Origin of the sequence: Roseovarius conchicola, assembly GCF_041403425.1 — a bacterium.
In the GTDB taxonomy this organism is placed as follows: domain Bacteria; phylum Pseudomonadota; class Alphaproteobacteria; order Rhodobacterales; family Rhodobacteraceae; genus Roseovarius; species Roseovarius conchicola.
On the sequence record NZ_JBGEHK010000003.1, the window covers coordinates 153,397 to 180,011 of the forward strand.

24 protein-coding genes are annotated in these 26,615 nt (G+C 61.0%); 10 read left to right on the forward strand and 14 right to left on the reverse strand.

What is annotated here, in order from left to right; genetic code table 11:
* Positions 1 to 25 precede the first annotated feature (25 nt).
* Together V6N02_RS09940 and V6N02_RS09945 are read left to right on the forward strand one after the other, a co-directional pair.
* Complete coding sequence (locus tag V6N02_RS09940; RefSeq protein ID WP_371225426.1) at positions 26 to 2,059, forward strand: type I secretion system permease/ATPase; 2,034 nt, start codon at positions 26 to 28, stop codon at positions 2,057 to 2,059.
* A 23-nt stretch (positions 2,060 to 2,082) separates the two neighbouring features.
* Positions 2,083 to 3,429 carry an HlyD family type I secretion periplasmic adaptor subunit gene (locus V6N02_RS09945; protein WP_371225427.1) on the forward strand — a complete coding sequence of 449 codons (1,347 nt, stop codon included), beginning with the start codon at positions 2,083 to 2,085 and terminating at the stop codon, positions 3,427 to 3,429.
* Positions 3,430 to 3,733: 304 nt separating this feature from the next.
* On the opposite strand, the gene V6N02_RS09950 is transcribed toward V6N02_RS09945, so the two are convergent.
* The 3 genes from V6N02_RS09950 to V6N02_RS09960 form a co-directional block, all read right to left on the reverse strand.
* On the reverse strand, positions 3,734 to 5,344 hold the full coding sequence (locus V6N02_RS09950; RefSeq protein WP_371225428.1) for an ABC transporter substrate-binding protein: 1,611 nt from the start codon (positions 5,342 to 5,344) through the stop codon (positions 3,734 to 3,736).
* A gap of 254 nt (positions 5,345 to 5,598) precedes the next feature.
* Positions 5,599 to 7,785: a xanthine dehydrogenase family protein molybdopterin-binding subunit gene (locus tag V6N02_RS09955; RefSeq protein ID WP_371225429.1), complete on the reverse strand. Its 2,187-nt coding sequence runs from the start codon at positions 7,783 to 7,785 to the stop codon at positions 5,599 to 5,601.
* Between the two features lie 3 nt (positions 7,786 to 7,788).
* Positions 7,789 to 8,253 (reverse strand): (2Fe-2S)-binding protein, encoded by a 465-nt coding sequence (locus V6N02_RS09960; RefSeq protein WP_371225430.1) that lies wholly within the window; start codon positions 8,251 to 8,253, stop codon positions 7,789 to 7,791.
* A gap of 143 nt (positions 8,254 to 8,396) precedes the next feature.
* Here V6N02_RS09960 and V6N02_RS09965 point away from each other — a divergent pair, with 143 nt between their 5' ends.
* The 5 genes from V6N02_RS09965 to V6N02_RS09985 all read left to right on the forward strand — a co-directional run bounded on the left by V6N02_RS09965 (position 8,397) and on the right by V6N02_RS09985 (position 12,849).
* Positions 8,397 to 9,005, forward strand: coding sequence for a TetR/AcrR family transcriptional regulator (locus V6N02_RS09965; RefSeq protein ID WP_371225431.1), 609 nt, complete (start codon positions 8,397 to 8,399; stop codon positions 9,003 to 9,005).
* Between the two features lie 364 nt (positions 9,006 to 9,369).
* Complete coding sequence (gene hisD, locus V6N02_RS09970; RefSeq protein ID WP_371225432.1) at positions 9,370 to 10,677, forward strand: histidinol dehydrogenase; 1,308 nt, start codon at positions 9,370 to 9,372, stop codon at positions 10,675 to 10,677.
* Complete coding sequence (locus V6N02_RS09975) at positions 10,670 to 11,431, forward strand: SDR family NAD(P)-dependent oxidoreductase (protein WP_371225433.1); 762 nt, start codon at positions 10,670 to 10,672, stop codon at positions 11,429 to 11,431. The genes hisD and V6N02_RS09975 overlap by 8 nt, the downstream gene beginning before the upstream one ends.
* On the forward strand, positions 11,428 to 12,408 hold the full coding sequence (locus tag V6N02_RS09980; RefSeq protein WP_371225434.1) for an alcohol dehydrogenase catalytic domain-containing protein: 981 nt from the start codon (positions 11,428 to 11,430) through the stop codon (positions 12,406 to 12,408). The genes V6N02_RS09975 and V6N02_RS09980 overlap by 4 nt, the downstream gene beginning before the upstream one ends.
* Positions 12,409 to 12,435: 27 nt before the next feature.
* Positions 12,436 to 12,849: a universal stress protein gene (locus V6N02_RS09985; protein ID WP_371225435.1), complete on the forward strand. Its 414-nt coding sequence runs from the start codon at positions 12,436 to 12,438 to the stop codon at positions 12,847 to 12,849.
* A gap of 51 nt (positions 12,850 to 12,900) precedes the next feature.
* On the opposite strand, the gene V6N02_RS09990 is transcribed toward V6N02_RS09985, so the two are convergent.
* From V6N02_RS09990 to V6N02_RS10005, 4 genes are all read right to left on the reverse strand, one after another.
* On the reverse strand, positions 12,901 to 13,680 hold the full coding sequence (locus tag V6N02_RS09990; protein WP_371225436.1) for an IclR family transcriptional regulator: 780 nt from the start codon (positions 13,678 to 13,680) through the stop codon (positions 12,901 to 12,903).
* A 9-nt stretch (positions 13,681 to 13,689) separates the two neighbouring features.
* On the reverse strand, positions 13,690 to 15,048 hold the full coding sequence (locus tag V6N02_RS09995) for a TRAP transporter large permease (RefSeq protein ID WP_371225437.1): 1,359 nt from the start codon (positions 15,046 to 15,048) through the stop codon (positions 13,690 to 13,692).
* Entirely contained in the window at positions 15,048 to 15,716 is a 669-nt protein-coding gene (locus V6N02_RS10000; protein WP_371225438.1) for a TRAP transporter small permease, read from the reverse strand. Before V6N02_RS10000 ends, V6N02_RS09995 begins: the two co-directional genes overlap by 1 nt.
* Positions 15,717 to 15,840: 124 nt before the next feature.
* A complete protein-coding gene (locus V6N02_RS10005; RefSeq protein ID WP_371225439.1) occupies positions 15,841 to 17,070 on the reverse strand; it encodes a TRAP transporter substrate-binding protein in 1,230 nt (409 codons plus the stop codon).
* Positions 17,071 to 17,145: 75 nt separating this feature from the next.
* Here V6N02_RS10005 and V6N02_RS10010 point away from each other — a divergent pair, with 75 nt between their 5' ends.
* Positions 17,146 to 18,771: a GMC family oxidoreductase gene (locus V6N02_RS10010; protein WP_371225440.1), complete on the forward strand. Its 1,626-nt coding sequence runs from the start codon at positions 17,146 to 17,148 to the stop codon at positions 18,769 to 18,771.
* Positions 18,772 to 18,833: 62 nt separating this feature from the next.
* Here V6N02_RS10010 and V6N02_RS10015 read toward each other — a convergent pair whose 3' ends face one another.
* The 7 genes from V6N02_RS10015 to V6N02_RS10045 all read right to left on the reverse strand — a co-directional run bounded on the left by V6N02_RS10015 (position 18,834) and on the right by V6N02_RS10045 (position 25,035).
* Positions 18,834 to 19,412 carry a TetR/AcrR family transcriptional regulator gene (locus V6N02_RS10015; protein WP_371225441.1) on the reverse strand — a complete coding sequence of 193 codons (579 nt, stop codon included), beginning with the start codon at positions 19,410 to 19,412 and terminating at the stop codon, positions 18,834 to 18,836.
* Complete coding sequence (locus V6N02_RS10020) at positions 19,412 to 20,461, reverse strand: flavin monoamine oxidase family protein (protein WP_371225442.1); 1,050 nt, start codon at positions 20,459 to 20,461, stop codon at positions 19,412 to 19,414. Before V6N02_RS10020 ends, V6N02_RS10015 begins: the two co-directional genes overlap by 1 nt.
* A gap of 6 nt (positions 20,462 to 20,467) precedes the next feature.
* Positions 20,468 to 21,136 carry a cupin domain-containing protein gene (locus V6N02_RS10025; protein ID WP_371225443.1) on the reverse strand — a complete coding sequence of 223 codons (669 nt, stop codon included), beginning with the start codon at positions 21,134 to 21,136 and terminating at the stop codon, positions 20,468 to 20,470.
* A gap of 121 nt (positions 21,137 to 21,257) precedes the next feature.
* A complete protein-coding gene (locus V6N02_RS10030; RefSeq protein WP_371225444.1) occupies positions 21,258 to 22,175 on the reverse strand; it encodes an alpha/beta fold hydrolase in 918 nt (305 codons plus the stop codon).
* Positions 22,176 to 22,183: 8 nt separating this feature from the next.
* A complete protein-coding gene (locus tag V6N02_RS10035) occupies positions 22,184 to 23,206 on the reverse strand; it encodes a TRAP transporter substrate-binding protein (protein WP_371225445.1) in 1,023 nt (340 codons plus the stop codon).
* A 25-nt stretch (positions 23,207 to 23,231) separates the two neighbouring features.
* Entirely contained in the window at positions 23,232 to 24,545 is a 1,314-nt protein-coding gene (locus V6N02_RS10040; RefSeq protein WP_371225446.1) for a TRAP transporter large permease, read from the reverse strand.
* The gene (locus tag V6N02_RS10045) at positions 24,538 to 25,035 is read right to left on the reverse strand and encodes a TRAP transporter small permease subunit (RefSeq protein ID WP_371225447.1); all 498 of its coding nucleotides are present in this window, start codon (positions 25,033 to 25,035) and stop codon (positions 24,538 to 24,540) included. Before V6N02_RS10045 ends, V6N02_RS10040 begins: the two co-directional genes overlap by 8 nt.
* 166 nt (positions 25,036 to 25,201) lie before the next feature.
* Here V6N02_RS10045 and V6N02_RS10050 point away from each other — a divergent pair, with 166 nt between their 5' ends.
* Together V6N02_RS10050 and V6N02_RS10055 are read left to right on the forward strand one after the other, a co-directional pair.
* Entirely contained in the window at positions 25,202 to 25,690 is a 489-nt protein-coding gene (locus V6N02_RS10050; RefSeq protein ID WP_371225448.1) for a MarR family winged helix-turn-helix transcriptional regulator, read from the forward strand.
* Positions 25,683 to 26,555 (forward strand): isocitrate lyase/PEP mutase family protein, encoded by an 873-nt coding sequence (locus V6N02_RS10055; protein ID WP_371225449.1) that lies wholly within the window; start codon positions 25,683 to 25,685, stop codon positions 26,553 to 26,555. The genes V6N02_RS10050 and V6N02_RS10055 overlap by 8 nt, the downstream gene beginning before the upstream one ends.
* The last annotated feature ends 60 nt before the right edge of the window (positions 26,556 to 26,615 follow it).

The window sequence follows — 26,615 nt, forward strand, 5'->3', positions numbered from 1 at the left end:
CCAAAGACATAAGAGCATCGAGATTATGAGTAACAACGCTACACTGGCCGTATCGGGGACCCCCGAGACCACTCACGACAGCGCCGAAGGAAGGAAGCCGGATGTTTTGACCCTGCGTCCTGAACAACGCGCACCAGAGGACGGACAGGCGGACACGGCTCAGGCCGGGTCACCATCCGAACTCAAGTTCGAAACCAGCCGGGTCTCCAACGCGCCAGTGATAGATGCCGAAGAGGTGCGCGAAGTCCGGCCTGCGATTTCAAAGCCGGCCGCGCAACCACCCGCCAACGGTGGCGGCGGCAAAGGTGGCGGTGGTGGTGGCGGCGGAAATTTTCACCGTCGTTCCAAGCCCGTCGATTTCTCGGGCGAACTCAAGGCCGGGATTGGCGCGGTGCGCCGCAATCTCACCGTGGTGATGCTGTTTAGCTGCGCCACCAACGTTCTCATTCTCGCGATCCCGATCTATCTTTTCCAGATCTCGGACAGGGTTCTGACCAGCCGCTCGGTCGATACGCTGGTCATGTTGACCGCTGTGATTGTCGGGGCGGTTATCCTGCAGGCGTTCTTTGATGCGATGCGCCGTTTCGCGCTGATGCGGACCGCCGTGGAACTGGCCGCGCGGCTGGGCTCGTCGATCCTCAGTGCTGCGGCGCGCGCTTCGCTGGCCAGCAACGGGCGCGAATATCAGACGCTTGGCGATTTGCAGCAACTGCGCGGCTTCCTCGTGTCCGGCACGCTGCTGGCGTTTCTCGATGCACCTTTCGCCCCGCTTTTCGTGCTGGCGATCTTCCTGATCCATTTTCACCTTGGGCTGATCGTTGTGGCAACGGCGCTGCTGCTGCTGGTCATCGCGCTGATCAACCAGCGCATCACATCAGGGCCCTTCACCGTGGCCAACCGGCACCAGAGCATGGCCAACATGCACCTCGACTCGATGTCCCGGAACAGCCAGATCATCAATGCTCTGGCCATGATCCCCGAGGCGGTTTCGATCTGGGGGCGCGATACCGCCGCATCCCTGACCGCTCAGGTGCGCGCGCAGGACCGCAACATCACCACTGCCGCCTTTTCCCGGGGTGTGCGCCTGCTGACCCAGGTGGGCATGCTGGGCTGGGGGGCGTTTCTGGCCATCGACGGACAAATCACCGGCGGCATGGTCATCGCCGCCTCGATCATCGCCGGACGGGCGCTGGCCCCGATCGAAGGCGCCATCGAGGGCTGGAACCAGTTCATCCTGTCCCGCGCCGCTTATGGCCGGATCTCCGATCTGCTGGCTGCGTCGCCGCTCAATCATGACCGGCTGCGCCTGCCGAACCCCGAAGGCCGGCTGGATGTAGAGCGCCTGCTTTATGTCCCGCAAGGCACCAAGAACGTGATTTTGAACGGCGTCAGCTTTCACCTTGAACCGGGCACATCGCTGGCCGTGATCGGCAATTCCGGCGCGGGCAAGACCACGCTGGGCAAAATGCTGGTCGGGGCGATTTTGCCCACCTCGGGCTGTGTCCGCCTTGACCTCATGGATCTGCACAACTGGGATCAGCGCCAGTTCGGCGAGTCGATCGGCTATCTGCCGCAGGACGTGCAACTGTTCCCGGGCACCATCAAGGACAACATCGCGCGCATGCGTGCTGATGCAACGGATGAACAGATTTATCAGGCCGCCAAACTGGCCGACGTTCACCAGATGATCGCGAACCTGCCGCATGGCTACGAAACCGTCGTCGCTGCGGATGGCTCCCCCCTTTCGGGTGGGCAGAAACAGCGCATCGCCCTGGCGCGCGCCTTCTTCGGCAACCCACGCCTGCTGGTGCTGGATGAACCCAACTCCAACCTCGACATTGCAGGCGATCAGGCTCTGGCCCGCGCGCTGCAACAGGCCAAACAACAGGGCATCACCGTGGTTGTCGTCACCCAGAAGCCGTCGCTGCTGGGGCATGTGGATAAGATCATGCTGCTGGCCAACGGGTCTGTTGCAATGATCGGCCCCCGCGATGACGTTCTCAAATCTCTTTCCGGCGACAAATCCGGGGGCAACAGCATCCCCGACAACCGGACCTGACTCACCTATCGGAGGAATAACCCGTGACCGTAACCGCGTTTCATGAACCGCCTCACCAGCCCGGATGGTTTGCCGACGTGCCCCGCTCGATCAAGCGCATCACCATTATCGGCATCACGGTGATGGTCGTCTCTTTCGGTGGCTTCGGGGCCTGGGCCTTCATGGCACCCCTGGCTGCGGCGGTGATCACGCAAGGCACGTTTGTGGCAACCGGTAACAACCAGATCGTTCAGCACCTCGAAGGCGGGATCATCAGCGATATCCTGGTGTCCGAAGGCGAAAGCATCCAGCGCGGCCAGCCGATCATCCAGCTTGACCAGACCGCCGCGCAGGCAAAACTGCGCGAGCTACATCAACGACGGGCACGCCTTGAAACGGTCGCCTCCCGGCTGCTGGCCGAATATAACGGGGACGATACATTTGCCGTGCCAGCCTTCCTCAAGGAGGTGCCGGATGATCCAACGGTCAGCCAAATCCTCGGCAATCAGCGTTTGAACTTCGAATCCTCGAAAGCCAAGATCGCCAAGGATATCCGCCTTCTGGAAAGCAACATCCTTGCCCTGAACAGCCGCAAAGATGGATTCATGGCCCAGAAAACAGCCCTGAACCAACAGATCGAATATCTGGAAGAGGATATTGAATCGCAATCCGCGCTGCTCGAAAAGGGCCTGTCGCAGAAATCCCAGATCAACTCGCTCTTCCGCGCTAAGGCCGATGGGCTGGGCCAGATCGGTCAGCTTGAGGCAGAAATGCTCGAGGTCGAAGCGCTGCTGGCCAAGCACGATCAACAGATCGAACAGGTCGTCGTCGAACACAGGAAGGCCGCGCTGGATGAATTGCAGTCGGTCCAGAACGAACTGGATACCGTGCGCGAAAACTACAATCGCGCGCTCGAAGTGCACGAACGCTCGTCGATCCTGTCGCCCGTGTCCGGAACCGTGGTGCGGATGAACTACAACACGCCGGGCGGGGTGATCGAAAGCGGCAAGGCCATCGCCGAGATTCTGCCCGCAAATGCGCCGCTCATCATCGAAACCAAGCTGCCGCGCACCGACATTGACAGCGTGCAGATCGGACAGACCGCGACGATCCGGCTGGTGGCGCTGAACCAGCGCACGACCCCGGTGCTCTATGGCACGGTTTTCTACGTGTCTGCCGACGCGCTTCCGGACGATTCCGAAATCCTGCCGCAAGAGGTCTACCTGGCGCGCATCCGGCTTCCGGCAGAAGAAACCGCACGCGTCCGGAACTTTTCACCGACGCCCGGCATGCCAGCCGAGGTGATGATCCAGACCGCAGAACGCACCTTTTTCGAGTATCTGACCAAACCGATCACAGACTCGATGTCGCGCGCATTCCGCGAACAATAAACCAGGCGGCGACCGAAGCGATCCGCCCGGACAGGGCGGTTCTGCTTCGGACATAATGCGGGGTGGTCCTGACTCCATTGGAGGGCGTCCTTCGTGACGGCGGTGTCAGGTGCCACCTCGCATGTATCATCCGGAAAGGCCTCGCACCCCGCGCCCACCCGGGTCCAGCACGGCAAAACGGCCCGCGTCGGGGCCGATACATCATCACTCACGTTTTCATGAAATGCCCCGGTGGCTGCATCTTGATGAAACCACCGGGATAAGAAAGGCCCGCACAGGGAGTACAGGCCTCTCATTCGCGTCTTCAGCTATCAAACCACCAGCGCTGCGCCGCGCGGGCACCATCCATCGGCCAGCTTGCCGCCAGTTCGCCCGTGTGGCGCACGTTCTTGCGCCGCGCATAGACGAAGTTCGGGAAATACGGGATCACCGCCCCGCCATCATCCCGCAGGATTTGACCCATCTCGGTATAGATCCCGGCACGCTTGGCGTCATCCAGCTCGGATTTGCCCTGCAACAACAGCTCGTTAAAGCGTGCGTTCTGCCAACGGGTTTCGTTCCAGGCCGCATCGTCCTTGTAGGCCAGCGAGTACATCACATCCGGCGTCGGGCGCGCGCCCCACTGCACCATGCACCACGGCTTGCTCATCCAAACGTCGGAATAATAGCCGTCATTTGGCTCACGAACGACCTCGATGTTGATCCCGGCGGCCTTGGCATGCTCGGAATACAGCACAGCCGCATCCACAGCGCCTGTTGTCACCGCATCTGCCGTGCTGAGTTGAACGGTCAGCCCTTCCATCCCGGCCTTGGCAAGCAGTGACTTGGCCTGATCCGGATCATACTCGCGCTGTTCAATGCTTTCCGGGAAATAGGGCATCGCTGGCGAATGGTGGAAGTCGTTCCCGATCGTGGCCGCGCCGAACTGGATCTTGTCGACCAGTTCCTGACGATTGACCGCCAGTTTCAGCGCCATGCGCACATCCGGATTGTCAAACGGGGCCTGCGACGTGTCCATCGGCATTGTCACAGCCGCCGCCGAGGGCACGTTGTCGATCTCAAGGTTGGGATCGCGTTGCAGCAGCGCCAGCGTCTTGTTTTCCATCTGGCTCGCGCTGTCCACATCGCCGGTCACAACGGCGGTCTGACGCGCGTTGGGGTCGTTGATGTAGAGGATTTCGATCGCGTCGAACCAGGCGCCTTCACCGTGCCAACCATCATGCCGCACAAGGTACGACCGCACGCCGAATTCATTGTCGACCAGCTTGTAAGGTCCACACCCGTCGCCGGATTGCCAGTTCATCGAGCCGTCTTCATTCGCCGGGCAAATCGCTATGTGATAATCGGTCAGCAGCCACGGCAGATCGGCATTCGGGGCATTCAGCACGAAGGTGACCGAATTGTCGCCATTGTCCTTGATGTCGGCCACATCGGCAAGCAAGGCTGCCGCCGCCGAGGTGTTCCCCTCGCCGCGGTGGTGGTTCATCGACGCGATCACATCGTTTGCCGTCACCTTGCCGCCGCTGTGGAAGGTGGCGTTGTCAGCCAGCTTGAAGGTCCATTCCCTGGCGTCAGGTGTGGCGGACCATTCCGTCGCCAGATCGCCGCCAAGCGTCTGATCCGGGTTAATCTGCGTCAGGTACGAGCGGTAGATATGCGCCAGATTGATCATCCCGAATGTCAGGTAGGTGCCCGGATCGTGATTGTCCGACGAATTGCCGTCATGCTGCGCCAGCCGCCATGTGCCCCCGCGCTTGGGCTCGGCCCTGGCCGAGGTGCCCCAAAGGCCGGTTGCCGCCGAGGCGGTCATCCCTGCGGCCATTGAATAGTTCATGAAAGAGCGGCGCGAAATCTTACCTTCGCGGGCGGCATCTGCCAGGCGGTCAATCATCATCTGGTTATGTGGTTTGGTCATCGTCTCTCCGTTGGTTTTGGTCGTTTTTGGAAACTTTTGTTTAGTTTCACACTCATCTTATGCAGCATCGCGGCGGTTTGCAAAAAGCCCTGTTGCGGCGGCCCCGAATCCAACGCATCAGAAAGACCGGCGTAAGCCGATCCCTTGGGGCAACCACGCGTATCCCGCGCAACCACCAGACATATATTTTCAAAGATTTTAAGTGACGCGCAGTGGTCCCCACGCCATCCAAGCGTGATGGCGTGGGGATTATCTCAGGCGAAGCTGACGCCGTTATCCGCCATTGGCAGGGCCGTGACGAGGTCGCCAGACAGCTCTCTCACGGCATTGGCCAGCGCCGGGGTCGAAGGCGGCGTACCGGGCTCACCCACGCCTGTCGGCGCCTCCGCCGAAGCAACGATATGGACGTCAATCTCGGCGATGTCACCGATGCGCAGCGGCTCGTAATCGGGGAAGTTATACTGATCCACCGCTCCGCTGGTCAGCGTGATCTGATTACGCATGACATGGCCGATACCGTAACCGATCCCGCCTTCCATCTGCGCCTTCACGATGTCCGGATTGACTGCGATGCCGCAATCCACCGCGCACGTGACCTTCTCGATGCGCACCCCATCCTCGGGGTCGCCCGACACCTCAACCACCTCGGCCACGTAAGAGCCAAAGGATTTATGCACGGCAATGCCCTGCGCACGGCCCTCCGGGACATTCCCCCAACCCGCTTTCTCTGCGGCCAGTTTCAGCACACCCGCCTTGCGGCGCTGGTCTGCATTGCTGTCGTCAGACAGATGCGCCAGCCGGAACTCGACAGGGTCCCGTCCCGCCGCTTTTGCGGCCAGATCCATCATGGTTTCCATCGCATAGGCCGTATGCGTATGCCCGACCGCACGCCACCACAGAACCGATGTCGCCTTGGCCGTGTCGGTCAGGCCCACGGCCATGCCGGGGATATCATAGGGGCTGTCGGCCACCCCTTCGACCGAACTGTGATCAACACCGTCATGCACCGCAAAGCTTTCAAATGGGGTGCCTTTTATGATCGACTGACCCGCGATCTGGTGCTGCCAGCCGACGATATTGCCCGCACCATCCAGCCCGACACGCACCTTGTGGCCAAAGGCCGGGCGGTAATAGCCGCTGCGCATGTCATCCTCGCGGGTCCAGACCAGATGCACGGGGCGGGTGCGGTCCGTGACTACAAAGGCAAGTGCGGCCTCCACCTGATAATCCGCATCCGGCGTGGCACGCCGACCGAAAGATCCACCCGCCAGCATGGTCTTGATCTGGATTTTCTCGGCGGGCAGCTCAAAAATCTGCTGATAGGCCATGTGCGGCCCGGTCGGCATCTGCGCCCCGTCATGCAGCACGATATCGCCCTCTTCCGTCTGCTCGATGACACAGTTCAGCGGCTCCATCGGGGCATGCGCCAGCAGCGGGAAGTAAAACGTCTTTTCAACCACCGTGTCCGCGCCATCGACAGCCGCCGCCACGGCATCTGCATCGGCCTTGTTCACGTTGTAGGTTGGGGTCGCGTCCAGCGCCTCCATGATCTCGGCCTTGACCTGATCGGACGACCGGGTTTCCGCGCCGGACATGTCCCATTCCACCTCCAAGGCCTCGCGTGCCTGAATGGCCGCCCAGGTGTTCTCGGCGTAAACCGCGACACCCGCTTGGTTGGGCAGAATGGCCGCGTTGATATAGCCCTTTACCTCATTGGCGGCGCTGTCATCAAAGCCAAGCGCCAGCCCTCCGCGCGCCTCGGGCCGCGCGATCATGGCAACCATCTGGTTGGGCAGGTGCATGTCCATGGCATACATCGCCTGACCGTTCCCCTTGATCGCTGAATCCTTGCGGCGTACCGCTTCATTTCCGATCAACCGGAACTCGGACGGGTCTTTCAGACGCGGCTCAGCAGGGGCTTCCAGTTGCGAGGCCGCGGCCACGAACTGCCCAATGGGGGCGGATTGGTCGCCCGCTTTGACTATGCCGTCCTCGATGGTCACGGCGTTGGCATCGACACCCCACTCCTGCGCAGCGGCGGTGATCAGCATCTCCCGCGCTGCCGCCCCGGCCTGACGGTATTGCAGCCAGGAATTGGCCATCGCCGTGGACCCACCCGTCCCCTGAAACGGGCCAAACAACGTGTTGTTGTAGACCTGCGGGTCGGACGGCGCGAATTCATACTCGATCTGGTCCATACGCAGGCCAAGTTCCTCGGCAATCAGCGTGGGCAGGCCCGTGGCAGGCCCCTGCCCTTTCTCAAAATGCTTGACGATGGCGGTGACCGTGCCGTCGCCGTCGATTTTCACAAACGGGTTCAGCATGGCCCCCTCGGACGACGCCGACGCCAGCGCCCCATCCGGGCGCGTGCCCACCAGAAGAACGGCCGAGGCCGCAGCAGCCCCTTTCAGAAACCCGCGACGTGATGTTGAGATGGTCATGGTTCAGGCCTCCAGAATTTCAGATGCGCGCAGGATACCGGCGCGGATGCGTTGATAGGTGGCACAGCGACAGGCATTGCCGGCCATGTAGTCATCAATGTCAGTTGGACTTGGCTTGGCATTCTCCTTCAGAAGGCCCACGGCAGACATGATCTGCCCGGACTGACAGTAGCCGCATTGCACAACATCCAGTTCGACCCATGCCTGTTGAAGCGCGGCCCCGATCTCGGACTCGCCAATGGCCTCGATGGTGGTGACTTCGGCCCCTTCAAGATCTTCGATGAAAGTCTGGCACGACCGCACCGGCTCGCCGTCAAGATGCACGGTGCAGGCCCCGCACGAGGCGACACCGCAGCCGAATTTCGTGCCGGTCAGTTTCAACTCATCCCGGATCACCCACAGCAACGGGGTTCCGGGGTCTGCGTCAACGGTGCGTGTCTCACCGTTCAGGTTCAGGGTAACTGCCATTTGGGTGGTCTCCTGTAGGACATAACACTTGATGATTTGGTAAACTTGCGGGTTTACCTTACGAAAGGGCGCGCGCCTTGTAAACTCCCAAGTTTACCCCGGCGTTTGACCCACTGACTCCATTGGGTCTATAGGTAGAACCCATGGGGGATCCGACCACACCAAACGCATGCAAGCACGCGCAAATCATCGATGCAGCCGTTGCTGAATTCCAGGAAAACGGGTTCGCGGCAGCCAGCATGGACCGGATTTCTGCACGCGCTTCGGTCTCCAAGCGCACGCTCTATAAGTACTTTGAAAGCAAGGATAATCTGTTCCGCTCCATCGTGATGGAACTGTCCAGCCGCTTCGAAGATATGCTTGAAATCCGCTATGTTCCCGGGCGCGACATTCGCCAGCAGCTCCATGATCTGGCATGGGCGGAAGGTCGCGTGATCATGCTGCCCGAAGTGATCGCGATGTCGCGGATGATCATCAGCGAAACCCTGCGCAACCCGGAACTGGCCGAGGCCGCGCAATGCAAGCTCGACAAGACGACCGCGTTCATCAACATGCTGCAAGATGCCGATGCCGACGGGCAGTTGTCGGTTCCCGATCCGGATGCCGCGGGCAAGGAATTCATTGGCCTGATCAAGACCAAGGCGTTCTGGCCCATGCTTTTCAGCGGCTCTGTTGTCAGCGAACAGGAAATGACCGATATCGTGGACAGCGCCGTGGAAATGATCATGGCCCGGTACGGCAAGACCGATTAACCGATCACTGCGCTGTCCCCGGGCGACAGCATGACGCCACCACCGGGCATCAAAACCCTGGCAGTTTTTGATCGGATCGCCTGACACCCGCTAGCCGCCCATACCGCGTCGCCCTCGGGATGCGCATCGGTTCTGACACGTCGCGCAAGCAAGATTGCTCCGGGCGTCTCGGATGCCGCCTGACACCGGCAAACAGGACAGCCCACGAACAGGTAAAGCATGGCTTTACACCCTTTAAAATAAGCATTTTTTGCAGCCCTTTCCCTTTCAAAGGCCCTGTGCGGGTGATAGGAATAAGGACCGCCTTCGCCCTGATCATTTGGCCTGCAGGGCTCCCCAGCTATTAAGACAGGAAGTTTTGACAATGACGCGCGAATATCTCAAGAAAGCGACCCTGACAGCGAAATCCGATGCCTCCGAAACGCATGAGATCGTCAAGGGTATTCTGAACGATATCGAGGCGGGCGGGGACGCCGCCGCGCTGGAATACGCCGCCAAGTTCGACAAGTATGAAGGCAACGTCATCCTGTCCGATGACGAAGTTGCCGCCGCCTGCGCGCTGGTCCCTGAAAAGCTGAAACGCGACATCGAATTCGCCCATGACAACGTCAAACGCTTTGCCGAAACCCAGAAAGCCACCATGACCGATGTTGAGCTTGAAGTGGTCCCCGGCCTGATCGCCGGTCAAAAGGCCATTCCCGTGGATGCCGCCGGATGCTACGTGCCCGGCGGGCGTTACAGCCATATCGCCAGCGCCATCATGACCGTCACCACCGCCAAGGTCGCAGGCTGTCATCACATCACCGCCTGCTCGCCTCCGCATCCCGGCGTCGGCGTGGCCCCCGCGATCATCTATGCCGCACACATCTCGGGCGCGGACAAGATCATGGCAATGGGTGGTGTGCAGGGCGTTGCGGCCATGACCTTCGGCCTCTTCGGTCTGCCCAAGGCCAACATCCTCGTCGGTCCCGGCAACCAGTTCGTGGCCGAAGCCAAGCGCATTCTCTTTGGCCGTGTCGGCATCGACATGATCGCCGGCCCCACCGACAGCCTGATCCTCGCCGATGAAACGGCGGATGCCCATATTGTTGCCACCGACCTCGTGGGTCAGGCCGAGCATGGCTATAATTCACCCGTCTGGCTGGTGACGGACAACCGCGCTCTGGCCGAAAAGGTGATGGAGCTGGTCCCGCAGTTGATCAATGACCTGCCAGAGGTGAACCGCGACAACGCCACCGCCGCCTGGCGCGACTATGCCGAGGTGATCCTGTGTGCCGATCGCGAAGACATGGCCGCCACCTCGGATGCCTATGCCCCCGAGCACCTGACCGTTCAGGCCGAAGACCTTGATTGGTGGCTCGACCGCCTGACCTGCTATGGCTCGCTGTTTTTGGGCGAAGAAACCACCGTGGCCTATGGCGACAAGGCCTCGGGCACCAACCATGTGCTACCGACCTCTGGCGCGGCAAGCTATACCGGTGGCCTCAGCGTCCACAAATACATGAAGATCGTCACCTGGCAGCGCGCCACCCGCGACGGGGCCAAACCCGTGGCCGAGGCCACCGCGCGGATCGCCCGCCTCGAAGGGATGGAGGGCCACGCCCGCACCGCCGATGTGCGTCTGGCCAAATACTTCCCCGACGAAGAGTTCGATCTGACCGCCGATGGCTGATCCCCGCGCGCTCTTTGATCTGACGGGCCGCGTGGCCTGCATCACCGGGGCCAGTTCAGGCCTCGGACGGCGGGCCGCCACCGCGTTGGCCGCGGCCGGGGCACAAGTGATCGGCGTCGCCCGACGCGAAGAGCCGCTGCAGGAATTGCAAACCGAGATCGGCGCAAACGCCGCCTATGTGGTGGCCGATGTGGCGGATCGCGACGTCATTCCCGCTCTTGTCGCGGAAATCTCCACCCCCTTCGGCGCGCCCGATATCGTGATCCATGCGGCGGGCGTGAACACCCGCCAACCTGCGGATGAGGTCACGGTTGAGGGCTGGGATGCCACGCTGGCGCTGAACCTCTCGGCCCCCTTCTTCCTCAGTCAGGCCATGGTGCCCGCGATGAAGGAAAAGGGCTGGGGGCGGATCGTCAATTTCGCCTCGCTGCAAACCACCCGCGCCTTTCCCGGCGGTATCGCTTACGGTGCCACCAAGGCAGGGATCGGGCAGTTGACACGCGCGATGGCCGAGGCATGGTCCAAGCACGGCATCACCGCCAACGCCATCGGCCCCGGATTTTTCCCAACCGAACTGACCGCTGCGGTTTTTGAGGACCCCGAGCGCGCCAAACGCAACGCCGCGCAAACCTGCGCCGGGCGCAATGGACGCATGGAGGACATGGACGGCCCGCTGCTGTTCCTGTGTTCAGACGCGTCGTCTTACGTCACCGGGCAGGTTCTGATGGTCGATGGGGGGTTCACCGCGAAATGAAAGCACTGGTTTACGAAGGCGTTGAAACGCTGGGCTACCGCGATGTGCCCGATCCTGTTCCGGCGACGGGCGAGCATCTGATCCGCGTCGATGCGGTGGGCATTTGCGGCTCGGACATGCATGCCTATTTGGGGCATGATGCGCGCCGCCCGGCCCCGTTGATCCTTGGACATGAGGCAGCAGGCGTTGTCGTTGGTGGCGCGCTGGATGGCAGGCGCGTGACGGTCAACCCACTTGTCACCTGTGGCACCTGCCCCGCCTGTGTGGCCAAGCGCGAAAACCTCTGCCCAACGCGACAAATCATCTCGATGCAGCCCCGCGAAGGGGCGTTCGCGCAATATATTTCGATGCCCGAGACGAACCTAGTGACGGTCCCCGACGCGGTTCCCATGGACAAGGCCGCGCTGGCCGAGCCTTTGGCGGTCAGCTGGCATGCCGCGCGTCTGGCGCTTGAGGCCCTGCATCCCGACATGGATCAACGCGCCTTGGTCATCGGCGGCGGTGCCATTGGGCTGGCCGCTGCCCTTGCCCTGAAAGCGATGGGTGTCGCCGATGTCAGCATCGTTGAACCCAACACGGCGCGCCGGGCATTCCTTGCCGACACCTGCCACGATCAGGTCACCGCCGAGGCCGAGGGCCTTTATCCCATCGTCATCGACGCGGTCGGATACAGCGCCACCCGCGCCGCCGCCTCGGCCCTTGCCGCGCCGGGCGGGGTGATCGCGCATGTGGGTCTGGGTGAAAACACCGGCGGATTGGACGTGCGTCGCATGACCTTGCAGGAAATCACCTTCATCGGCACCTACACCTATACCGCACAGGATTTCCGCCAGACCGCGCAGGCCATTTTCGATGGTCGGCTGGGCGATCTGAACTGGACCGAACCCCGCCCGCTGGCCGATGGAGCCGCCGCTTTTGTTGATCTGAGACAAGGACGCGTGGCCGCCCCCAAGATAATCCTTTACCCTTGGAAATAGGCATTTTGCCAAAATCAGGAGAACCCCATGTATAAGAACATTCTCGTCCCGATGGCGCTTGACCACGACCTCTCGCCCGACACGCTGGAAGTGGCCCGCGCCCTGTTGCAGGATGGCGGGCAAATCGTGGCGCTGCATGTTTATGACACACCGCAGGGTGCGGCGAATGCCTATATGGACGAGGCCACAATCGCCGCGGCTTACAAGGCTGCCAAGGCACGGCTGCACGAAAAAGTCTCTCATCTGGACGGCGTCACCGCCAAGATCACCGAAGGGCATTCGGCCCGCACAATCATCGACTATGCGGACGAACACAAAGTCGATTGCATTGTCATCGGCTCGCACCGCCCGGACCTGCGGGATTACTTCCTCGGCTCAACCGCCTCGCGGGTTGTGCGCCACGCCAAATGCGCTGTGCATGTCTATCGCCGCGACGGGTGATGCCAAAGCGTTTCGGCTTGATGTGATGTCGCACGTAAAAGCCGGAACGCGTTAGTCCTGAATAAGCTCTTCAAGCTGCTTTGCCGCCAACCGAAGACGCGGCAAATGCGGCTCGAAGCCGGCAATATCCTTACGCTGATTGGGCGCGTGCAGGGACAAGGTGGTCACCAGCCGCCCCAGATTGTCACGGATCGGCACCGCAATCGCGGTCATCCCGTCCATGAACTCCTCGTTATCCGTGGAATATCCCCGCTTTTGCGTCAGGGCCAGTTCCGCCCGCAAATCCTTGGCGGTGGTCAACGTACGTCTGGTCCGCGCCTCCAGCTCAGTCGCCGTCAGCAAACGATCCAGTTTCTCGGGACGCAGCGACGACAGGTACATTTTTCCGCTGGCGGTACAGTGAAACGGCACCTGCGTGCCAACCGGCAATTGAATGCGCAAAGGCCAATGGGTTTCAACCCGGTCCAGATAGACCATCCCATGCCGTCCCGCCGCCGCCAGATTGCAGGTCTCTCCAACATCCTGCGCCAGCGATTGCATGATCATCAGCCGTTCGGTGCGGATACGTTGTGAGGACAACGTGTTCCCGGCAAGACGGCGCAACCGCTTGCCGGGACCAAAGGATCGCCCATCCACATCACGCTGCAAGAACCCTTCGGCCTCGGCGGTGGCCAAAAGGCGATGCACCGTGGGTTTCGGTAACTCCAGTGCATCGCTGAGCGCGGATGGCGACATTGGCATGCCTGATCTGGCAACTTCTTCGATCAGCAAAAGAAGCCGCAGGTTGGTCGGTATTTGTCCCTTGATCTCAACCATAACATCGTCAGGCATCAGCCTTTCCTACCGATTGGGCAGCAGCATCAGCGCCAGTTCCGGGGTCAGTGCGACAATGAACCAGACACTCAGCAACGCTACCAGATAGGGCACCGTGTAGCGCAGCAGGCGGAAATACGGAACACCCGTCACACCCGAGGCCACATAAAGATTCAACCCGTAAGGCGGCGTGATGAAGCCAATCGAGGCCCCGACAAGGAAGATCACCGAGAAATGCACCGGATCAACGCCCACGCTCATCGCGATGGGGGCCAGGATCGGCGCCAGAATGATCGTCACCGGCAGCGATTCAAGCACCATGCCCGAGAAGAACACGATCACCATCGCCGTGAACAGAACCGCATAGTATCCGCCCATCGACGTCACGAAATCGCCGATCACAGCCTGCGCACCAAGCAGCGACAGGATCTGCTGCATCACCACCGAAATGGCGATCAGTGGCGCAAGGATGCCCGTGATCTCGGCCGAGCGCATGGTGATACCGGGGATCTCTTTCAGGGTGAACCCTTCCACCACCAGCATCTCAAGATAGCTTTTGTCTTCCCATGTACGATCCGGGTCCTGATGGGTCAGTCGGCTGACCAGCCAGGACAGCAGGCCTGCAATGATACAGAAGCCCACGGTCACACCCGCCGCCTCAGTGGGCGAGAATTTCCCGGTGTAGATGCCCCAGAGCACCAGGCCGATGGCAAAGAAACCCAGCCATGCCCCGAACGCGGTTTTCAGAACCCGGTTCAGTTGCAGCGGGATCAGGTAACCCCAGCCATTGATGCGGCAGATGATCCAGCAGGCCAGCTGCATACCAACCACCATCAGGGTACCCGGAATGATCCCCGCCACGAACAGGTCGGAAATCGGCAGGTTCATCAGGAAGCCGTAAACGATGAAGATGATCGAGGGCGGGATGATGATCCCCACCGTGCCACCCGCCGCCGCCGTGGCCGCCGAGAAGCGCTCGTCATAGCCGCCTTTGACCATTTCAGGATGCAACATCGAACCGATCGTCGCCGTCGTGGCCGAGTTCGACCCCGAAATCGCCGCGAACAGCCCGCAGGCACCCAAGGCTGCCATGGCCAAACCGCCACGCAGCCAGCCCAGACAGGCATAGGCGAAATCTGATAATCGTTTGGCGATCCCGGACTTGTTGATCAGGTCCCCGGTCAGAATGAACAGCGGCATCGCCAGCAGGGCAAAACCCTTGTTGAACACGTTCAGCAACTCGGCGCCCATATTGTCCAGGGTCAGACCCAGCACAAAGGAACAGCCGATCACCCAATAGGCGATCACCAGCAGGACAGGAACGCCCAGCATGAACAGCATCGTGACCCCAAGCGAGATCAGTGTAATGAGTGTCCCATCGGCCATTATGCATTCCCCCCGATGACAGCCTGCTTGATCAGCGGCGCGCCCGAACGATAGTTCTTGATGTCGTCCTGCAGGTTCTCCACCGCGCGCGCGGCCATCAGGGTGCCCGCCAGCGGTGCCCCCAGAAGGAACCACCACTGCATGGTGTTGTCAGTGCCCAGAACGATCTGGAAGTTGGATGCCGACAGCGCCACCACCCGCAGGGTGGTGATCAGGAAGATCAGCGAGAAACCGAACCACAGCGCGAAATCCATACACAGGCACATAAACTGCCCGGTGCGTGGCATCCGTGTGCGGAATTCGGAAAAGCTCAGATGCGTGCGCACCCGCACGTTATAGGCCGCACCAAACCAGGCCATGACCATGAACAGGAAGGGCGGGATCGTCGTGGACCAGGGTTGCTGATTCGAGAAAATAAAGCGATCCACCACACCCCAGAAAATGATCATCGCAATCGCCAGATAGCAGGTGATCATCACGGTGCGTTCAAAATACCGCTCGAACAAAGGGATGCGGTGATACAGCCATGCCAGCCCAAGGCCAGACAGGATCAGATATATCGTACCAAGAATATACATGCTGTTCGGTCGCAATGCGTTGCGTATCTCGAACGAATCTTGACTGGCAAAGGCGCTGAACAGCGCTCCTGCCTCGGACCAGATTGACATCGGGCCACCCTCCCTTGCGATTTCGTTGCCCGGCCTTACCCGCTTTGGGCGGCCCGGTCTGTTCGTTTAGGCGTATCAGTCAGCCCCGGCGCGCGGGGCTGACCTTGATATTGGTCGAAAGGGCTTAGCCTTTCCACCACCGGCGCGGCTCGACATTTTCGGCCAGGGTGTGCGGGTTGTTGCGCACCTCGTTATAGATGTCCTGATAGGTGTCGATGCCACCGGCCCAGCCGTTGATCCGCTCGCGCCACTGCTCCCACAGCTGCGGTTGGAACTCGGGCGAGCAACGCTCTTCCGCCTTGCGGACTTCTTCGTCCGACAGTTTGGAAACGCGCACGCCGTTCTCGGCGAAGATGGTGCCGGGCATCGGCGGATCGGTGAAGCCAACGGTGTTGACCAGCGCGGCTTCGTTGGCCGCCTGCACATGCACTTGGCTCAGGTACGAGCTTTCCATGACCGCATCCTGCAACTCGCCACCAAGGCTGTCGAAGGTCGAGGCGGTCATCGCCGTGTGCTCGGTTCCGCAGAAGAAGCGCAGGTCGATCACCTGGCTCACAACCGGGCTCATGTTGGCATATGCCACGGCCGAGGCCCATGTTTCCGCCCCATCAATCAGGCCCTGCTTCAGACCATCAAGGGTTTCTTCCCACGCCACGGGTACAGGGTTCAGATCCAGCGCGTTCATCGCGATCCGGCCCAACTGGGTGCCCGTCACACGGTTCTTGGTGCCGGCCAGTTCGTCAATCGAGGTGACGGTCGGCGCGTCTTTCCACTTCAGACCCAACTGGATCCCGCGCAGTTCGGCATGGGTGAACAGGAATTTCAGACCATGACGTTTCTCGAACGGCTCGCGCAGGATGCGCTGCGATTCCGGACTGTACATGAAATAGTACTGATCCGCGCGGCTGCGGAACATATACGCATAGTCCAGCACGTTCAGATAGGGCGCGCCACCGGCCGAATTCTGGGTCGAGGCGGCATAGATGTCGATGATGCCTTGCTGGGCTTTCTCGACACAGGACAGCTGACCACAAATCTGGTTGTTGCCGATGAATTCGATGCGAATCTCACCATCGGTGCGTTCTTCCAGATCACGGGCAAATTCAAGGCAACCCGCGCGCTCGATCAACAGGTTTTGCTGGTTAAAACCGGCCGCACCGAACTTCAAAGTATGCTTGGCTTCCTTGGAAAAGCGCTTGTTATAGGTTGATTCCGCCGCCTGGGCGAGGTTTGCGGCTGTCATCGCCCCACCGAATGCACCCGCCGCCAACAGCGTCGAGCTCATCCCGTAAGTCCCTGCGATCCTAAAGAAATCGCGGCGCGAGACGCCCTTAATTCTATCGTTGATTCCCATTGCTTCCTCCCATTTTCGCAATTATTGAGACGTTTTCTATCAAAAAACACTAGAACAGTTGCGCGAATTTGCCTAATGTTTTTTCGTAAAGCGGGGGATAAAAATGTGAATGCGGATTATATCATCGTCGGAGCGGGCTCTGCGGGCTGCGTTATTGCCAACCGGTTAAGTGCCGATCCAAACACCAATGTCGTGCTGCTCGAAGCCGGTCCGGCGGATCGCAATCCGTGGATTCATATCCCCGTCGGCTATTTCAAAACGATGCACAATCCTACCGTGGATTGGTGTTATCGGACCGAACCTGATCCCGGTCTCAATGGCCGCTCCATCGACTGGCCCCGCGGCAAGGTGCTGGGCGGGTCCTCCTCGCTCAACGGTCTGCTTTATGTCCGCGGACAGCCGCAGGATTATGACCGCTGGCGGCAGATGGGCAACAAGGGCTGGGGCTGGGACGATGTCCTGCCCCTGTTCAAGCGCGCCGAAAACAACGAACGCGGCGCGGACGAATTTCACGGCGATCAGGGCCCCTTGTCCGTCTCCAACATGCGCATCCAGCGCCCGATCTGTGACGCGTGGGTCGCCGCCGCACAGACCGCTGGCTATCCGTTCAACCCCGACTACAACGGCGCCCAGCAGGAAGGCGTGGGCTATTTCCAGCTGACCACGAAAAACGGACGACGCTGCAGCGCGGCCGTGGCCTATCTCAAGCCGATCAAGTCGCGCCCCAACCTGCAGATCATCACCAACGCGCTGGTCACCGGCATCGAATTTGACGGCAAACGCGCCACCGGCATCAGCTATCGCGACAAGGCGGGCAAGCATCACACGATCAACGCCGCACGCGAAATCGTCCTGTCTGCCGGGGCCATCAACAGCCCCCATATCCTGATGCTGGCCGGCATTGGCGATCCCAAACATCTCAAGGCCAACGGCATCACGCCCCATCACGCCCTCACCGGTGTGGGCAAGGGCCTGCAGGATCACCTACAGGCGCGGCTGGTCTTCAAATGCAACGAACCGACCCTGAACGACGAGGTGCGCAGCCTGATCAACCAGGCACGGATTGCCCTGAAATATGCCATGTTCCGCGCCGGACCGATGACAATGGCGGCCAGCCTTGCCACCGGCTTCATGAAAACCCGCCCCGATGTGGAAACGCCGGATATCCAGTTCCATGTTCAGCCCTGGTCTGCCGACAGCCCCGGCGAAGGGGTGCATCCGTTCTCGGCCTTTACCATGTCGGTCTGTCAACTGCGCCCCGAAAGCCGGGGAGAGTTGAAACTGGACGGCCCCGATCCGGCCTCCTACATCAAGATCCACCCCAATTACCTGTCGACCGAAACCGACTGTCAGGTGATCACCGAAGGCGTGAAAATCGCACGGCGCATCGCGCGCCACGCCCCCCTGAGCGGCAAAATCTCGGAAGAGTTCCGCCCCTCGGCAGACATAGATATCGACGATGATGCCGCCACGCTGGACTGGGCGCGCAACTTCTCGGCCTCGATCTATCACCCCACCGGCACCTGCCGCATGGGCGAAGGCCCGGATGCCGTGGTTGATGATCGGTTGAGGGTGCACGGGATAGACGGCCTGCGCGTTGCCGATTGCGCGATCATGCCGGAAATCGTGTCAGGCAACACCAACGCGCCTGCGATCATGATCGGCGAGAAAGCGTCTGACCTTCTGATCGAAGATCGCTGAGCCTACGTCACCGAAGTCCGGGCGCCTGCGGCGCTGTTAACCGGCCTGAGGTCACCCCATCGTTAAAACGGCGCCAGCTTCAACCGGTCGCGCAGCCCCCGGGTTGCCTGATCGAAAGGATGCACCGATCCCCGAAGGCGCGCGGCAATCTGCGCGCCTTCTGCAAGCGCCAGAGCCGCGGCAGCCTCGCTTGACAGGTCCCCAACCCCCTCAATCGACCCATCCTTGCGCCCGGCCTCAAAGACGCTCATCAACCAGGTGATCACCGCCTCGCGAAACCGGGCGATCTCGGCCTGCGTATCAGGATGCAGATGGTCCTGAGCCACCGAGTAGGCCACGCACAGGCACAGGCGCGATCCCTCATCCAGCGCCTCGCGATAAAGGTCCAGAAACGCCTCGACGCGGTGTGCGGCATGGGGCAACCGCCATGTGTCGTCCAGACGCCCCAGAACAGCAGCCCCATAGCGCGCCATCACCGCGCTCAGCAGGTCGGACTTGGCCGGAAAATGGTAATGAATACTGGCCTTGCGGATGCCGATCCCCTTGCTCAGATCGGCGTAGCTCACGCCATCGGCCCCCTTGCGGCGCAAATGATCCTCGGCCAAATCCATCACTCGGGTTCTGGTATCACCCTTGACCATCACACCCTCTCCTTCGCCAACAGCCGCGCGGTATGTTCCGCCGCCGCCAAGGCCCCTTCCAGAAAGCCACCCATCTCGGGCGCCACTTCGGTGACGCACAAATGCAAGCGCCCGTCCCACATGCCATGCAACGCAGGCGGCATCCCATAGGCCGGGTGATGGGACAGCGGCGCATGATCGAGTGGCGAGGCCGTCTCCGGGGCCTGCGCCCAATCCTGATAGGCGGTTTTCACGGGCCGCGCGGCCTCAGGCCCAAACAGCCGCGCCAGCTGGGCCAAGGCGGCTTCGGTTATGGCCTCTTCCGCCCCCGCGCGATGCCCAGCGGGCACCCCCAGAAAGCCAAACAAAGCCGCCAAGTCGCCCGGCGCTGGCCCGGATACATCATGGATTTCCACCAATGGCCCATGGCGGCTCATCGCATCGCCAGACAGACCCGCCTCGCGCCAGAAAGGATGCTCATAGACCGCCACGAACTTGGCATGCCCGCCCATCCATGTCGGGATCGCCTCCATCGCGGGGCGCAGGGCATCGCCCTCGGGCAGCATGCCAGCCGCCACCCGCGGCGGCAGCGCCAATACGATCTGATCCGCATCGCAGGTCTTCCCATCCGCAAAATGCACCGTCTGATCACGGCTGACCAAACGCACAGCGTGGCCCTGATGGATGCGGTTCTCTGGAAGGGCTAGGGCCAGACCATGGATCAGCCCGCTCATCCCGCCCTTCAGCCGCCAGGAGCCCTGCATCGACGACATACCCCGCCCATGGCTGACCTGTCCGTCGGCCTCTTCAAAAGCCAGCTCACCCTCGAAATGCTGATCAAATACCTCCAGCCCCAGATCGCGGGCCAGCGCGGCCATGCGCGGCTGTCCGGGCCAGAACCACGAAGGGCCCAGGTCAAACGCCGTGCCGCCATGGCTGAACGTTTTGATCCGCCCGCCCAACCGGTCGCGCGCCTCAAACAGGTGATAGTCCTGCCCCGCGCGCTCCAGATGGCTGGCCAGCGCCAGACCCGACAAGCCCCCACCAATGATCGCGATCCCGGTTTTCATACCTGGCTAAACCGCTGGCGCCTTGGCAAAGGGCAGATGCCCGGTCTTGATCCAGACCTTGGCGCCCTCCGCGCCCGCCGTGGCCGACAGGGGCATCCCTTCGGGCAAGCGCAACCACGATCCGGCGCGCAGCACATCATCGCCTTCACTTAGACTGCCCTCCAGCACCAGCACTTCGATCCCACCGGTATCTGCGATGGTGATCATCGCCCCGGCCTCGGCCACGCGGTAGGTCACATGCTCGCGGGCGTCGCGATGCAGCTCGGCCGTTGCCACACCATCCACCGGTGCGGACAGCTCGGTTTCCATATCTTTACGAAACTGTGTGCGGTCCCGCATGTCGAACTGCCATAGCTTGACGAAGATGGTGCACCCATTTTCCGAACTTGGCGTGTGGCTGGTGGTCGGCGGATTGCGCACATAGGTGCCCGCCGGATAATCGCCATGCTCGTCCTGAAACACCCCCTCCAGCACGATGAACTCTTCGCCACCGGTATGGGTATGGGCGGAAAACGCGCTGCCCGGCGCATAGCGCACGATGGTCGTGGCGCGGGCCACCTCACCGCCGATCCGGTCCAGCATCCGCCGATCCACCCCCGGCATTGGCGAGGCGATCCAGGGGGCGTCTGCCGAGTGCACAACGACGCGGTCTGAGAAATCTGAATTGAGGTCCATGGTCTGAATTCCCGGCTTGGAGGAAAGAGGTGTGAAATTTACCTACCTACTAGTAGGTTGAATTTTTAGTGATGTAAAGCGCCGGGCAAAATCCCTCTCTCGGGGATCAAATTCACGCCAGTCAGGTGGGCAAATTCAACCCCGCCAACCCGGCCTCCAGACAGGCCGCATTATGGGCATCCATCATCAGCATGTGACTGCCCCCCGGCGCGATCTCGGCCGCGGTATCGATATAGCGCGCCACCCCTCCCTTCCGGGCAATTGCCTCTGCTGTCGCGGCCCATTTCTTTGCACGTTCGGTCCAATGCTCGGCACTGTCCAGATAGTCTCCGCCGAGGATGCTCAAAGCAAAATCAAGCGTACCCTCCGGCAAGCCAGATGGCTCAACCGCCAGCACCCCCGCGACAGCGCCAGGCCGCTGTGCCATCGCATCAAATGTAATCTCGCCCCCCTGACTATGACAGATCACGACGGCCTGTTTCAGGCGATCCAGAACGGCAATCAACCCGGCGGTTTGCAAAGCCGTGTTGGACAGCCAGCGCGGCACCATCCGGGCCAGAAACGCATCGAAATGCGCGACAGGAAACTGTTGTTTATCAAATGCTTGCCGAGATTCAAATCGATCCAAAGATCCAAATCGAAACAAGGTCCAGGCCTCTTCGCCGGAGCGCAGAATCGGCGCGTCCGGCCAGATACCGGCGGCAAAGCCCGCACGCCCGCGCTCGACCAGATCGACCACATGCACCTCGTAACCGCGATCCAGCAACAGGTGCAGCCAGCCGGGGCGGCCATCGGGCGTCGTCTCCCATGTGCTGCCATGCATCCCGCCGCCATGAACCAGCACGATCGGCGGCGCATCGCGGCGCGCCTCGGGGATGAAATACTGCACATAGGTCTGGCCCACGCAGAATTGCCCGCGCGGATCGTAAGTATAAGACGCGCTGCGGGTGAACTGCACCTCGCGCGGTTCACCCGTCGTCACATGGTGGACATGGCCGCCCACCGTGTAACTGCCAAAATCGCGCAGGCTATAGGCCATGCCCTGCCCTACTCCAGCGCGTTCAGCTCTTGATACTCGCGGTAGCTTTCGCCGTAAGCGCGGTAGCTGTCGATCACCCGTTTGAACATCTCGTCCTCGGCGGATTTCTCGGCATAAACCTCATCCGCAGCCACGCGCAACGCGTCGATCACAGAGTCGGGAAACCTTTGCACTGATACGCCATTATCCCGGAATCCTTGAAGAATTTCGGCCTGCGCCCCGGCGGCAACACCCAGAGTGTAAAGGTTGATATCGTTACACCCAACCTCGATCGCGGTGCGTTGCGCATCCGTCAAAGCGTCCCATTTGCCCTTGTTCATATAGAACTCGATAAAGCCTGCGGGCTGATGCCAGCCGGGGAAATAATAGTTCTTGGCCACCTTGTCGAAGCCCAGCAGTTTGTCCACCAAGGGGAAGCTCAACTCGGTCGCATCCAGACGCCCGGTCTCCAGCGAGGTCGAGATTTCACCCACCGGCAGGGACATCGCATTCGCGCCCAGCTTGGCCAGGATATCGCCGCCCAGACCGCCGATGCGGATGTTGAGGCCTTGCAGGTCTTCGGGGGTCTCAATCGGCTTGGTGTACCACCCACCCGCCTCGGACAGGATCACGCCACAGGCCATGGGCACCAGATCATAGGGCGCGTAAATCTCGCGCCAAAGCTCAAGGCCCCCACCATGGTTGAGCCATGAAATATACTGCAACGGCTCACCCCCAAAGGGCACCGAGCCGAACAGCGCCGCCGCCGGTTCCTTGCCCGAGGCGTAGGCAGCGAACGACCACGCCGCATCAATCGCCCCGACCGAGACGTTGTCGAAAATCTCAAACGGCGGAGACAGCTCACCGGCGCCGAGATGTTTGAATTCCACGGCCCCGTCAGTCAGGGCTGCGACATTGGCCACAAAGCGATCCGCCGCCGGGCCAAGCACCGGCAGCGACTTTCCAAAAGCGCTTTGCAGGTTATAGGTCTCGGCCTGCGCAGGCAGGACCAGCGTTAGGGCGGTCAGCGCCGCCAGAGTTGTCTTGAACATCGTATTTCCTCCCATTTTCAGTTATTTAGTTGAAGCCAATAATAAAGCCTGGCACCGCGACCAGGATCGCCAGGGCAAGCAATTGCAGCCCGATAAAGGGCAACACCCCGCGATAGATCTGGCGCGTACTGACCAGATCGCCCACGGCCCCGCGCACATAGAACAGGGCGAATCCGAAGGGCGGTGTCAGGAAGCTGGTTTGCAGGTTCACGGCCACCAGAATGCCGAACCAGATCAGCAACTCCTGCCCGGCCAACCCGTTGCCAAAATCCAATGCGGCCACGACCGGGGCGAAGATCGGGATCATGATCAGGGTGATTTCCAGCCAGTCCAGAAAGAAGCCCAGCAGGAAGATCGACAGCATGATCACGGCCATCACCACCCAAGGCGCATCGCCGAATCGGCCAAGGCCCGACTGGATCATCTCATCCCCGCCGACGCCGCGAAACACGGCGGCAAAGCAGGTGGCGCCGATGATCACAAGGCCGACCATCGCCGTGGTTGTGACCGTGCCGCGCGCGGCCTCCATCAACATCGGCAGGCTGAACCGGCCATAGATCAGCGTTACGATCACGGCACCTAATGCGCCGAGGCCACTGGCCTCGGTCGGGGTGGCAAGCCCCGCGATGATCGAACCGAGAACAGCAATCACAAGGATCAAAAGCGGGGCCACATCTAGGATCAGAGCCGTCAGGCCCCGGTTTTCCTCGGGCGTCAGCGCATCGCACGGCAACCCTCGCGCGCGCCATAAAATATAGACTCCATAAAGAGTTACCAGCACCAGACCCGGGCCAATCGCCCCGGCAAACATATCCGGCACGGGGGTCTGCAACTGATCCCCCAGCACGATCAGCATCACCGAGGGTGGCACAAGGATTGCCATCGTGCCCGAGGCCGCGATCAACCCCGCACTTGTGGGCGTATCAAACCCGGCCTCCGTCATCCGGGGCAGCGCCAGCAACGCCAACAGCACCACCGACGCCCCTACAACCCCCGAGGACGCGGCCAGCAAAAGACCGACAACAAGGACCGAAATGCCCATGCCCGCAGGCGATCCGCCCAAGGCCCGCTGTGCCCCGCGCAAGGCCCGTTCGGCCACGCCTGATTTCTCAAGAATCAGGCCCATGAGGATGAACATAGGGATCGCCACGAACAGCCAGTTGGACAGGACATTGGCGTAAATCCGGCTGATAATCAGTTTGAAGAACGCCGTGGGCAGGTCCGAGATCAGGATGAACAGCGCCGCCGTGCCTGCCAGCACAAGCGCCACGCGATAGCCCGACAGGATGCCGATCATGGTGAGGGCCGCCATGGCCAGAGGCAGGGCAAACTCAGTCATCCACACGGACCCTCAGCAGGCGCACAACCTCGATGACAATCGCAAGGGCCAACAGGCCAAGGCCCAATGGCAGCACCAGTTTGATCACCCAAAGGTCGTTCAGCCCACCATTGCGTGACCCTTCCCCCGAGCGCCATGCGCGCATCGCGAAATCCCACCCAGCGGGCAAGGCCATGATGAAAAACGGCAGGGCAAAGATCAGATGGCCCAACAGGTCCACCATGCGGCGTTTGCCCGGGCGCAGGGTGGAATAGAGGAAATCGACCCGCACATGTTTGCCTCTGAGCAGCACGATGCCCGATGGCACCAAGGCGATCAGCGCAAACAGGTGCCATTGCAAATCAAGCAATGAATTCAGCGTGATTGACTTACCAAGCAACGGCAACGCGCTGTCAAAACTGGCCAGCGGGTTGATGTCAAAAAAACTGCAGAAAACCTGTGCGGCCACGGCCAGCATCAACACGATCACCAGCACGGACAGCACATTCATAACCGCCCGTTCAAGTGCGCCTTGCGGTGATCTGTCCTGTGATGACATAGGCCCTCTCGGTCTTACTGGCAGACAGGTTACCGCAAACTCCCTCCATATGGAACTAATTTAGCGCCATATGGAGATGGTTTGCCAGACCCGCTATGCTCTGGCAAAGAGGTCTACTATGAAACTGATCGACATTCTAAGCGCAACACCTATCCCGATTGGCTATCGCCTGGCCTTTCTGACCAACTTCATGCGCGAACCATTGCTGCGCCGGATGGAGCGGGAATATGGGCTGATCCGGCCGGAATGGACGGTGCTGATCTGCCTTGTGTTCCGCGATGGCCTGACCTCGCGCGATATCTGTGAGGTGACTGAGCAACCCTCGAACACGATCAGCCGGGCCGTGTCGGCGCTGCTGGACAAGGGCATGATCCGCCGTCAAACCGACCCGAGGGATGGGCGGCGCAAGCTGCTTTATCTGGAAAGCGCCGGACGGGAACAGCATGATGCCGTGATGGCGTGGTTTACCGAGGCCGAGGCCCATCTGACCGCCTGTCTGAGTGCCGAAGAACGTGACACGCTTGAGGCGTTGCTGGACCGGATGGGGCGCGATGTGCCGCGCTGGCAACAACTGCCCCCCTATACTGCGGAGACCGAGAATGACTGAGCAAGTGCCCAACCCGCAGGCCGACCGGCTGCGCGGTCTGCTGCGCCAAGACGGGCTGACTCTGATGCCATGTTGTTATGATGCGCTGTCGGCCCAGCTGATCCAGCAGGCAGGGTTCGAGCTGACCTTTCTGTCCGGATTCGCCGCCTCGGCCAGCCGGATCGGGGCCCCGGATGTTGGCCTGATGAGCTATGGTGAGATGCTGGATCAGGCGCGCAACACCATGGAAAGGCTGGGCATTCCAATGATGGTGGATGGCGACACCGGCCATGGCAACCCGATGAATGTGGAACGCACTGTCGAGGGATTTGCGCGCGCGGGCGCTGCCGGGGTGATGATCGAGGATCAGGTTGCGCCCAAACGCTGTGGCCATACCAAGGGCAAGGCGGTGGTGGATCGCGAAGAGGCCTATGACCGCATTCGTGCCGCTGTTACTGCGCGGGGGCACCGCGATATCGTGATCAAGGCGCGCACCGATGCACGGCGCGATCATGGGCTGGACGAGGCAATCACCCGGGCACAGATGTTTGCCGAATTAGGGGCCGAGATCGTCTTTATCGAGGAACCGATGAGCGTGGAGGAGATGCGCACAATCTGCGCCGAAATGCCCGTGCCCACGGTTGCCAATATGTTGGAAGGCGGGCAGACACCGATCCTGCCGCCCGCAGAGCTGGCCGGGATCGGGTTTGCGATTGCCGCCTATCCGCTGGCCTGTCTGTCCGCGGCGATGCGCGCCATGGTGCAGACCCTGGAAACCTTGAAGGCGGGCGAGGATCATACAGGCGGGTTGATGCCCTTTGACGAGCTGCGTCGGCGCGTTGGATTTGACGCCTATTACGACGCCGAAGACCGCTATCGGCGCTAAGGCCAGCCACTAGAGTTTCGAGAAAGCGTTTGATCGGTTATCCTTCCGGAACGGAGGGGC

Excerpts from the sequence above, each read along its gene's own strand:
- V6N02_RS09940 (WP_371225426.1), top strand. The coding sequence starts at position 26 with ATGAGTAACAACGCTACACTGGCCGTATCGGGGACCCCCGAGACCACT.
- V6N02_RS09950 (WP_371225428.1), bottom strand. The coding sequence starts at position 5,344 with ATGACCAAACCACATAACCAGATGATGATTGACCGCCTGGCAGATGCC.
- V6N02_RS09955 (WP_371225429.1), bottom strand. The coding sequence starts at position 7,785 with ATGACCATCTCAACATCACGTCGCGGGTTTCTGAAAGGGGCTGCTGCG.
- V6N02_RS09960 (WP_371225430.1), bottom strand. The coding sequence starts at position 8,253 with ATGGCAGTTACCCTGAACCTGAACGGTGAGACACGCACCGTTGACGCA.
- V6N02_RS09965 (WP_371225431.1), top strand. The coding sequence starts at position 8,397 with ATGGGGGATCCGACCACACCAAACGCATGCAAGCACGCGCAAATCATC.
- hisD (WP_371225432.1), top strand. The coding sequence starts at position 9,370 with ATGACGCGCGAATATCTCAAGAAAGCGACCCTGACAGCGAAATCCGAT.
- V6N02_RS09975 (WP_371225433.1), top strand. The coding sequence starts at position 10,670 with ATGGCTGATCCCCGCGCGCTCTTTGATCTGACGGGCCGCGTGGCCTGC.
- V6N02_RS09980 (WP_371225434.1), top strand. The coding sequence starts at position 11,428 with ATGAAAGCACTGGTTTACGAAGGCGTTGAAACGCTGGGCTACCGCGAT.
- V6N02_RS09985 (WP_371225435.1), top strand. The coding sequence starts at position 12,436 with ATGTATAAGAACATTCTCGTCCCGATGGCGCTTGACCACGACCTCTCG.
- V6N02_RS09990 (WP_371225436.1), bottom strand. The coding sequence starts at position 13,680 with ATGCCTGACGATGTTATGGTTGAGATCAAGGGACAAATACCGACCAAC.
- V6N02_RS09995 (WP_371225437.1), bottom strand. The coding sequence starts at position 15,048 with ATGGCCGATGGGACACTCATTACACTGATCTCGCTTGGGGTCACGATG.
- V6N02_RS10000 (WP_371225438.1), bottom strand. The coding sequence starts at position 15,716 with ATGTCAATCTGGTCCGAGGCAGGAGCGCTGTTCAGCGCCTTTGCCAGT.
- V6N02_RS10005 (WP_371225439.1), bottom strand. The coding sequence starts at position 17,070 with ATGGGAATCAACGATAGAATTAAGGGCGTCTCGCGCCGCGATTTCTTT.
- V6N02_RS10010 (WP_371225440.1), top strand. The coding sequence starts at position 17,146 with ATGTTTTTTCGTAAAGCGGGGGATAAAAATGTGAATGCGGATTATATC.
- V6N02_RS10015 (WP_371225441.1), bottom strand. The coding sequence starts at position 19,412 with ATGGTCAAGGGTGATACCAGAACCCGAGTGATGGATTTGGCCGAGGAT.
- V6N02_RS10020 (WP_371225442.1), bottom strand. The coding sequence starts at position 20,461 with ATGAAAACCGGGATCGCGATCATTGGTGGGGGCTTGTCGGGTCTGGCG.
- V6N02_RS10025 (WP_371225443.1), bottom strand. The coding sequence starts at position 21,136 with ATGGACCTCAATTCAGATTTCTCAGACCGCGTCGTTGTGCACTCGGCA.
- V6N02_RS10030 (WP_371225444.1), bottom strand. The coding sequence starts at position 22,175 with ATGGCCTATAGCCTGCGCGATTTTGGCAGTTACACGGTGGGCGGCCAT.
- V6N02_RS10035 (WP_371225445.1), bottom strand. The coding sequence starts at position 23,206 with ATGTTCAAGACAACTCTGGCGGCGCTGACCGCCCTAACGCTGGTCCTG.
- V6N02_RS10040 (WP_371225446.1), bottom strand. The coding sequence starts at position 24,545 with ATGACTGAGTTTGCCCTGCCTCTGGCCATGGCGGCCCTCACCATGATC.
- V6N02_RS10045 (WP_371225447.1), bottom strand. The coding sequence starts at position 25,035 with ATGAATGTGCTGTCCGTGCTGGTGATCGTGTTGATGCTGGCCGTGGCC.
- V6N02_RS10050 (WP_371225448.1), top strand. The coding sequence starts at position 25,202 with ATGAAACTGATCGACATTCTAAGCGCAACACCTATCCCGATTGGCTAT.
- V6N02_RS10055 (WP_371225449.1), top strand. The coding sequence starts at position 25,683 with ATGACTGAGCAAGTGCCCAACCCGCAGGCCGACCGGCTGCGCGGTCTG.